A 7,474-nucleotide genomic window follows, 5' to 3' on the forward strand; every position below is an offset into this window, starting at 1 on the left:
GCCGGGACCGGGCCGTTATCCGAGCAGCCGCACGAGCGCCGCCGTCCCGGCCCCCAGCGCGACGACGAGCAGGAAGGGCGCCCGCAGCAGCGCCGCGACGAGCGCGACGGCCACCCCCGCGGCGCGCGGGTCGAGCACGACGTCGCGCCCGTCGCCGACGGTCTGCGTCGAGACCAGCGCGGCCAGCAGGACGACGGGCAGCATCCCGGTGACGCGCCGGACCCGCGGGGACTCCAGCACCTCCTCCGGCAGCAGCCCCCCGGCGAGCTTCAGCAGGTAGCAGCCGACCGCGCCGAGCAGCACCGCGAGCCACGTCACGACGCCTCCCCCGCCCCGGCCGCGCGCCCGGACCGGCGCACCGGCAGCGCGAGGCCGACGACGAGCGCGACGGCTCCCACGCCGAGGACCGGCAGCCCGCCCGGCAGCACCGGCGTCAGCGCGAGCGCCAGCACGGCCGCGCCCAGGGCGAGGGCGACGTCGCCCCGGCCGCGCAGCAGCGGCAGGAGGAGCGCCACGAAGGCCGCCGGCGCGGCCGCGTCCAGGCCGAGCGCCGTCGGGTCCCCGAGCGCGTCGGCGCCGAGGGCCCCGGCCACGGTGGCGGCGTTCCAGCAGACGAAGACCGACGCGCCGGTCGCCCAGAACGCCCAGCGGGCGCTGCGCGGCTCGCGGCGCCCGAGCGCCATCGCCGCGGACTCGTCGATCGTCAGGTGCGCGGCCAGCAGCCGCAGCGGTCCGCGCGCCCGCAGCAACGACGCCAGCCGGAGCCCGTAGAGCCCGTTGCGGGTCCCGAGCAGGGTCGCCGTCGCGGCCGCGCCCAGCGCCGACCCGCCCGCGCCGAGCACCCCCACGAGCGCGAACTGGCTGGCGCCGGTGAACATCAGCGCCGACAGCGCGACCGCCTGCCACGTCGACAGCCCGGCGGCGGTCGCGAGCGCCCCGAAGGACACGCCGTACGCGCCCGTCGCCGCGCCGACGCCCAGCGCGTCGCGCAGGACGCCGCGCGGGCGGCCCGACGGGGCGTCGACCGCGGGCACCGCTCCCGCCGCGGAGAGGTCACGCTCTGCGTCCACGGGCAGGACGCTAGGCGTGGTGGGTCGACAGGGACGTCCGGACGTCGCCTGCGGTCGGAGGGAAGACCTTGTGACCGAGGACGTCGAGCCCATGCGCAGCGGCGGAGAATATCCCCCGGTCCACCCTCCCGGTCAGGCCTCCGTCCGCTGACCGCCGCCGGCCGGCGGCCCGTCGCGGTGGCCAGCGACCGTCGTCGTCCGCGCCTCGTCCTCCAGCGCGAACGCCGCGGCGAGCGCCGACCCGAGCTGGACGCCGACGAGCGTGGCGATCGGCAGCAGCTCGGTGCCCTCGAGTTCGGCGGCCTCCGCCTGCCACGTCTCGTAGACCTCGGCCGCCTCGGCGTGCAGGCGCCGGAGCGCCGCGGGCGCCGTCCCCGCCGCGACCGGCGCGGCCAGCGCCCGCACGAGCATCCCGCCGTAGCGCAGCCGGAAGCAGCGCACGAGGTCCTGCGCGCTGAACACCTCCGCGACGGTCGCCGGCCGGTCGGACTCGGGCAGGCTCGCCCGGGCGGCCTCGTGCTCCGCGACGTGCCCGAGCATCGGCACGAAGGCGCGGGAGGCGCGCAGGAACGGCGTCTCGACGTCGAGCATGGGCAGCGCCTGCGCCAGCAGGTGCACGAGCCGGGCGCCGCTGTCCCGCAGCCCGTCCGCCTTCTCGCGCAGCACGTCCGCGTAGCGCCGGCCGCTGCCGGAGACGTCCGCGGCGGCGGGGTGCGCCCAGTACGGCAGCTCGGCGACGACGCTGAGGGTCCCGTAGCGCGCGGCGTGGTCGGCGCTCGAGGTCCCGGCGACGGCGGCGACCGGGTCGAGCCCGAGGCCCTCCAGGTGGTCGTAGTGCGCCCGCACGTCCGCCATCCCGTAGACGGCGTCGGCCCAGACCTGCGCCAGCGGGTCCTCCGCCTCGCCGCGCTCCAGCGGCAGGCCGAGCGCGTCCGGCAGCGCGTGCAGGACGTCGACCAGGCCGGGCAGCGTGCGGGTCAGGTAGTAGTAGACGCCGCCCATCTCGCCGTTGTGCAGGCTCACGAGCAGCCGCGGCTGGACGGCGTCGATGAGCCGCATGAGCGCGAAGGTCTCCGGGATCGTCTGGTCGAAGTAGGCGCCCTTGTAGGAGAACGGGAACGACCACTCGACCTGCTCGCGCGGCGCCGGCCGGTAGAAGTGGCGGGCGTAGGTGCCCCGGTCGAACGGCCCGGCGAACCAGCCCTCGTTGAGCCGCGCGCCGTCGGGGTCGACGCACGGGACGACGTGCCAGGTGGCACCGAGCCGGTGCCGCAGGTCGTCGTCCTCGCAGAGCAGCCGCGCCAGGTGCAGCGCGGTGTGCGCGCCGACCGGCTCGTTGGGGTGGACGCCGCCGACGACGAGGTGCTGCGGCCCGGGCGGGCCACCCGCGGCGTGGACGGCGTCGCCGACGGTGAAGCACTCCAGCGGCTCCCCCAGCTGCGACGTGCCCACCCGGCTGGGGCGCACGAGCGACGGGAACTCCTCGGCGAGGGCGTGGAAGTCCCGCAGCAGCTCGTCGACGCCGGGGAAGGCGTCAATCGGCGGCACCGACGTGGCACGACGCAGCACCTCGGCGGCCCAGGCGGGCGGCGGGGTCGTCATGAGTGAGGCCTCGTCGGTCGGCGGTGCGGGAGCGGGCGCGACGCTAGTGCGGGCGACCGCGCCGTCGTCCGGCTCGGGGCCTCGGGGGCTGCTCGGTGCCAGACTCGACGACGTGGAGATCGGAGCAGCCGGCGCGGACCCCGTCGCGTCCGTCGACGCCCGCGTCCTCGCGGTGCTGCGCGAGCACGGCGCCTCCTTCGCCTACCTCCACGGCAGCCGGGCGCGCGGGGACGCCCGCGAGGACTCCGACGTCGACGTCGCCGCGTGGTGGCCCGCCGACCCGCCCGCGTCGTTCGACGTGCTGCTGCCGCCGGGCGTGGACCTGCTGGTGCTCAACTTCGCACCGCTGGTGCTGCGGGGGCGCGTCGCCGTCGAGGGGCGGCTGCTCTTCGAGACCGACGCCGCCGAGCGGGTCCACTGGGAGGCGACGACGCGCACCGTCTACTTCGACGAGCTGCCCCGGATCCGCCGCGCCGACGCCGAGTTCGCCGAGGGGTGCGGCGTGGTCGATGAGACCCGCGTGCTGCGGCTGCTGCGGTCGGTGACGGACGACGTCGCCCAGCTCGAGCGCGAGGCCGGTGCGGACGAGGCCCGGCGTCATGACCCGATGTGGCTCAGGGGCGTGAAGTACACCTTCGTCACGGCGATCGAGGCGTGCGTCGACGCGGCGCAGCACGTCTGCTCCTCCGAGGGCTGGGGCCCGCCCGCGGACGACGGTGACGCCGTCCGTCTGCTCGCGGTCCACGGCGCAGTGCCGGCAGCAGTGGCAGACGCGGTCCGGCGTGCCGTCGGCTTCCGGGACGTCCTCGTGCACGACTACGCCGTCGTCGACGACGGGGTCGTCCTCGCCCGGCTGGCCGACGTGTCCGACCTCCGGACCTTCGTCCGGAGCCTCACGGACTGGTTGCCGCGGTCGCGGTGAGCCGATGTCGGTGATCGGCTCGTTCGCCCGGGGACGCCAGTAGGCTTACGCCGGCCCGTCGAGGGCGGCGCGGACGGCGTCGCGGTGGCCGAGGTCCACGAGCACCCGACCGTCGGGGGAACCCCACGACGGCAACGGCTCGATCGCGTCGGCCGTACGCCCCGCGCCGAGGTAGCTGCGCAGCGCCTCCTCGACGATGCTCGCCGCCGTCCGCCCCTTCTTGCCGGCCCTCGCCGCCACTGCGGCCATGAGCTCGTCGGCGAGGTCGAGCGTCGTCCGCACGAGCGCCAGCGTAGGACTGCGTTCGCTCGTGATGAGCGGTCGACCAGGGCGACGTCGGCCTCGCACCGAGGGCCGAGCGTGACGGACGAGGGGACGTAGCCGCCGTCAGAGCCACGCGCCGGCAGCACGTCGCTCCCACCGATCGGGCTCACCGGTCCCGGGCGACGAGCTCCTCTCGCGTGGCCGGTTCCGCCGACGCCAGCAGCGCCAGCACGGTCACCTCGTCGACACCATCCGCGCTGACCTCGACGACGCCGTCCTCGCAGAGCCAGTAGTAGGTCGACGAGCCCTCGTAGAGGGAGCCGGTCGCGACCAGCACGTCGCTCCCACCGATCGGGCTCACCGGTCCCGGGCGACGAGCTCCTCTCGCGTGACCGGTTCCGCCGACGCCAGCAGCGCCAGCACGGTCGCCTCGTCGACACCATCCGCGCTGACCTCGACGACGCCGTCCTCGCAGAGCCAGTAGTAGGTCGACGAGCCCTCGTAGAGGGAGCCGGTCGCGACCAGCACGTCGCTCCCACCGATCGGACTCACCGGTCCCGGGCGACGAGCTCCTCTCGCGTGGCCGGTTCCGCCGACGCCAGCAGCGCCAGCACGGTCGCCTCGTCGACACCATCCGCGCTGACCTCGACGACGCCGTCCGCGCAGAGCCAGTAGTAGGTCGACGAGCCCTCGTAGAGGGAGCCGGTCGCGACGGGTAGCTGGCGGCACGGCGGGTACTGCCGGTCGACCTGCTGGCACAGGACGGCGTCGACGGCGCCGCTCAGCTCGACGTAGAGGGCGTCGTCACCAGGCTCCCCGGTCGTGAACCGGTACGTGATGTCCGGGTCGTCGTCGAAGGGGCTCTGTCTCGCCCCGGGTTCAGTGGAGGCTCTGAAGTGACGCTCCGACGGTAGCCGGAGCGGGGTGGGCTTGGTGGTGGGCGGCTTCGTACTCGGCCGGTGGGACGTGGCCGAGCTCGCCGTGCAGGCGCCGGTGGTTGTACCAGTCGATGTACTCGGCGGTGGCGATCTCGAGGTCGTCGATGTTCTTCCACGGGCCCTTGTTGCGGACCAGCTCGGCCTTGAACAACGAGTTGAACGCCTCCGCGAGGGCGTTGTCGTAGGAATCGCCGGTCGACCCCACGGACGCGACTGCGCCGGCCTCCGCGAGTCGCTGGGTGTACCGCACCGCCAAGTATTGAGAGCCCTTGTCCGAGTGGTGCACCATTCCGCTCAGATCGGCACCTTTCTTGCGGCGGGTCCACAGCCCCATCTCGAGGGCGTCCAGGGCCAGGTCGGTGCGCAGCTGTAGGAACGCGTCGCAACTGTCATTTTCTCAACTTGTTGTCACCGGCGTGTCACTGGTCCATGTACCTGTCACTGGAGGACTCTCCGTCTGTGGCCACCGCTGGCTCGTCGGCGATCGAGGTGCGGTACGTCAGCGCCGTCGGTGAGGACGTCGTCACGACCTGGGACGCCCTGGACGGGGACGAGGCGGTGCGCGGCCTGCCAGTACGGCGGATCCCCTCGCACGCGGGGCAGCGGCACTACCCCGGGTCCTTCTGGTCGGCGACCACCGCCGCGCACGTGGGTTACGAGAGCCGGCTGGAGCTGGACCGGCTGTGGCTGGCTGACCTCGACCCGACGGTGGCGTGGATCGCCAGCCAGCCGGTGTGGCTGTGCGGACACGACGGGCCGGTCCGGCGCCGGCACGCACCGGACCTGCTGCTGCAGCACGCCGATGGCTCCTTCGCCCTGGTCGACGTCAAGCCTGCCGCCTTCGTCGACGTGCCGGCTGTCGCTGAGGTCTTCGCCTGGACCGGCCGGCTGTGCGCGGCGAAGGGCTGGCGCTACGAGGTCTGGTCCGGCGCATCGGCGGTGCTGATGGACAACGTCCGCTGGCTCGGCGGCACCCGCCGCCCGGAGCTGGTGGACCCGGACGCGCTGGACGTAGTCCAACGCGTCGCGCTGACCGGGATGACGCTCGGCGAGGTGCTCTCCGCCTCAGCGCCGCGCGTACCGGCGGGCCTGGCGGCGCCGGTGACCAGGTGGCTGCTGTGGTCCGGCGCCTGGGTCGCCGACCTGCAGGTGCCGTTGTCCGACGCGACGGTCATCGCCTGGGCGCAGGACGCGTCATGAGCGGGGGCACCGTCGACCTGGCCCCGGGGACCCAGTTGTGGTTCGAGGGCGCGGTGTGGACGGTGCAGGAGGTGACCGCGGCCACGGTGACGCTCTCGTGCGGTCAACGTCTGCGCACGGTGGCGACGTCGGCGGTGACGGGTGCGTCGTTGCTCAACGGCGAGCAGCCAGGTTTGACGAAGGACGAGGAGCTGGCGTCCGTCTTCCTGAGCGCGCTTCCGCCTGCTGAGCTGGCGTCCTTGGAGGAGCAGGCGAAGCATGTGCGCGAGCTGCTGAGGCACCCGGAGGTGCTCTCGGACCCGGCCTCCCACCAGCAGCGGTACGAGGCTAAGGCTGCCGAGCTCGGGATCTCCGTCCGCACCCTGCGACGTCGGGTGGCCGGTTACCGGGACCGCGGTGTGGCGGGGCTGGCTGACGGCCGCCTGCTGCGCAAGTACAGCAGCGGCCTTGACCCGCGCTGGGACACCGCCTGCCTGCGGGTGCTGGCCGACCTGGTCGACGCCTCGACCCCGACGATGAGCGTGGTGATAGCCCGCGTCGCTCGTGAGCTGGACGCCGAGCACGGCGCCGGGACGGTGCCGCTGCCGTCGAAGGCCACGGCCTACCGGCGTCTGAAGCATCTGTCGAAAGGGCGGCACGCGTTCGGCAGCGCGAAGGGTCGCCGGTCAGTGGCGGCTCGGCCGCAGGGGGTCTTCGGGCGGCTGGTGGCGACGCGGCCGGGTGAGTACGTGGTGCTGGACTCGACGCCGTTGGACGTCTTCGCGATGGAGCCGGTGACGCTGCGGTGGGTGCCGGTGGAGCTGACCGTCGCTCTCGACCTCTACACCCGGTGCGTGCTGGGGTTGCGGCTGTCGCCGATCTCCACGACCTCCCAGGATGTCGCGAACGTGCTGTTCCAGTGCGTGACCCCGCAGGACCCCGCACCGGTCGGGCAGCCGCCTGCGGCGCTGGCGGGGCTGCCGCTGGACCCGCCCACCGACGACGACGAGGACGGCGACGGTCTCGATGGCGGCCGCGGTGCTGGGCGTAAGGGGATGTGGCCTTTCCACGGGGTGCCGGTGAACGTGCTGGTCGGCACCGAGGTCCCCGACGGGGTGTCCCAGGCACGGGTGGGCGGGCTGCCGGCGTGCATGCCGGAGGCGATCGTCATCGACCACGGCAAGGCGTACATGTCCTCGCACGTGCTGGGGGTCTGCGCCCGGCTCGGGGTCACGGTGCAGCCGGCGATCCCCCGCAAGCCGACCGACAAGCCGACGGTGGAGCGGTTCTTCCNGCTGGGGGTCTGCGCCCGGCTCGGGGTCACGGTGCAGCCGGCGATCCCCCGCAAGCCGACCGACAAGCCGACGGTGGAGCGGTTCTTCCGGACCCTGCGCCAGGGGCTGCTGCAGCACCTGCCGGCCTACAAGGGCCCCGACGTCGCCAGCCGCGGCAAAGGCGTCGAAGGGCAGGCGTTCTTCTACGTCACCGAGCTCGAGGCG

General features: G+C 74.1%; 8 protein-coding genes and 2 pseudogenes. 3 read left to right on the top strand and 7 right to left on the bottom strand.

Features of this window, described 5'->3' with window-relative positions; translation table 11 throughout:
• Window positions 1–15 precede the first annotated feature (15 nt).
• The 3 genes from WDZ17_RS16055 to WDZ17_RS16065 all read right to left on the bottom strand — a co-directional run bounded on the left by WDZ17_RS16055 (window position 16) and on the right by WDZ17_RS16065 (window position 2,672).
• On the bottom strand, window positions 16–318 hold the full coding sequence (locus WDZ17_RS16055; protein WP_339576190.1) for an AzlD domain-containing protein: 303 nt from the start codon (window positions 316–318) through the stop codon (window positions 16–18).
• On the bottom strand, window positions 315–1,070 hold the full coding sequence (locus WDZ17_RS16060; RefSeq protein ID WP_339576191.1) for an AzlC family ABC transporter permease: 756 nt from the start codon (window positions 1,068–1,070) through the stop codon (window positions 315–317). The genes WDZ17_RS16055 and WDZ17_RS16060 overlap by 4 nt, the downstream gene beginning before the upstream one ends.
• Window positions 1,071–1,202: 132 nt before the next feature.
• Entirely contained in the window at window positions 1,203–2,672 is a 1,470-nt protein-coding gene (locus tag WDZ17_RS16065; protein WP_339576192.1) for a M14 family zinc carboxypeptidase, read from the bottom strand.
• 112 nt (window positions 2,673–2,784) lie between these two features.
• Here WDZ17_RS16065 and hepT point away from each other — a divergent pair, with 112 nt between their 5' ends.
• A complete protein-coding gene (hepT, locus tag WDZ17_RS16070; protein ID WP_339576193.1) occupies window positions 2,785–3,594 on the top strand; it encodes a type VII toxin-antitoxin system HepT family RNase toxin in 810 nt (269 codons plus the stop codon).
• Between the two features lie 45 nt (window positions 3,595–3,639).
• On the opposite strand, the gene WDZ17_RS16075 is transcribed toward hepT, so the two are convergent.
• The 4 genes and pseudogenes from WDZ17_RS16075 to WDZ17_RS16090 all read right to left on the bottom strand — a co-directional run.
• Window positions 3,640–3,876, bottom strand: coding sequence for a type II toxin-antitoxin system VapB family antitoxin (locus tag WDZ17_RS16075; protein ID WP_339576194.1), 237 nt, complete (start codon window positions 3,874–3,876; stop codon window positions 3,640–3,642).
• Window positions 3,877–4,024: 148 nt separating this feature from the next.
• On the bottom strand, window positions 4,025–4,219 hold the full coding sequence (locus WDZ17_RS16080) for a hypothetical protein (RefSeq protein ID WP_339576195.1): 195 nt from the start codon (window positions 4,217–4,219) through the stop codon (window positions 4,025–4,027).
• Complete coding sequence (locus WDZ17_RS16085) at window positions 4,216–4,386, bottom strand: hypothetical protein (RefSeq protein WP_339576196.1); 171 nt, start codon at window positions 4,384–4,386, stop codon at window positions 4,216–4,218. The genes WDZ17_RS16080 and WDZ17_RS16085 overlap by 4 nt, the downstream gene beginning before the upstream one ends.
• A 351-nt stretch (window positions 4,387–4,737) precedes the next feature.
• Window positions 4,738–5,160, bottom strand: a pseudogene (locus WDZ17_RS16090) (integrase core domain-containing protein); the annotation flags it as partial.
• Window positions 5,161–5,255: 95 nt separating this feature from the next.
• On the opposite strand from WDZ17_RS16090, the gene WDZ17_RS16095 reads away from it, so the two are divergent.
• Entirely contained in the window at window positions 5,256–5,996 is a 741-nt protein-coding gene (locus WDZ17_RS16095; protein ID WP_339576197.1) for a TnsA-like heteromeric transposase endonuclease subunit, read from the top strand.
• Window positions 5,993–7,474: pseudogene (locus WDZ17_RS17545) on the top strand (hypothetical protein); the annotation flags it as partial. The gene WDZ17_RS16095 and the pseudogene WDZ17_RS17545, both read left to right, overlap by 4 nt.

The sequence above is a fragment of the Pseudokineococcus basanitobsidens genome, assembly GCF_037482545.1.
GTDB classification, from domain to species: domain Bacteria; phylum Actinomycetota; class Actinomycetes; order Actinomycetales; family Quadrisphaeraceae; genus Pseudokineococcus; species Pseudokineococcus basanitobsidens.

Bases quoted from the DNA above. Each gene is read 5' to 3' on its own strand.
- WDZ17_RS16065 (WP_339576192.1), bottom strand. From the start codon at position 2,672: ATGACGACCCCGCCGCCCGCCTGGGCCGCCGAGGTGCTGCGTCGTGCC.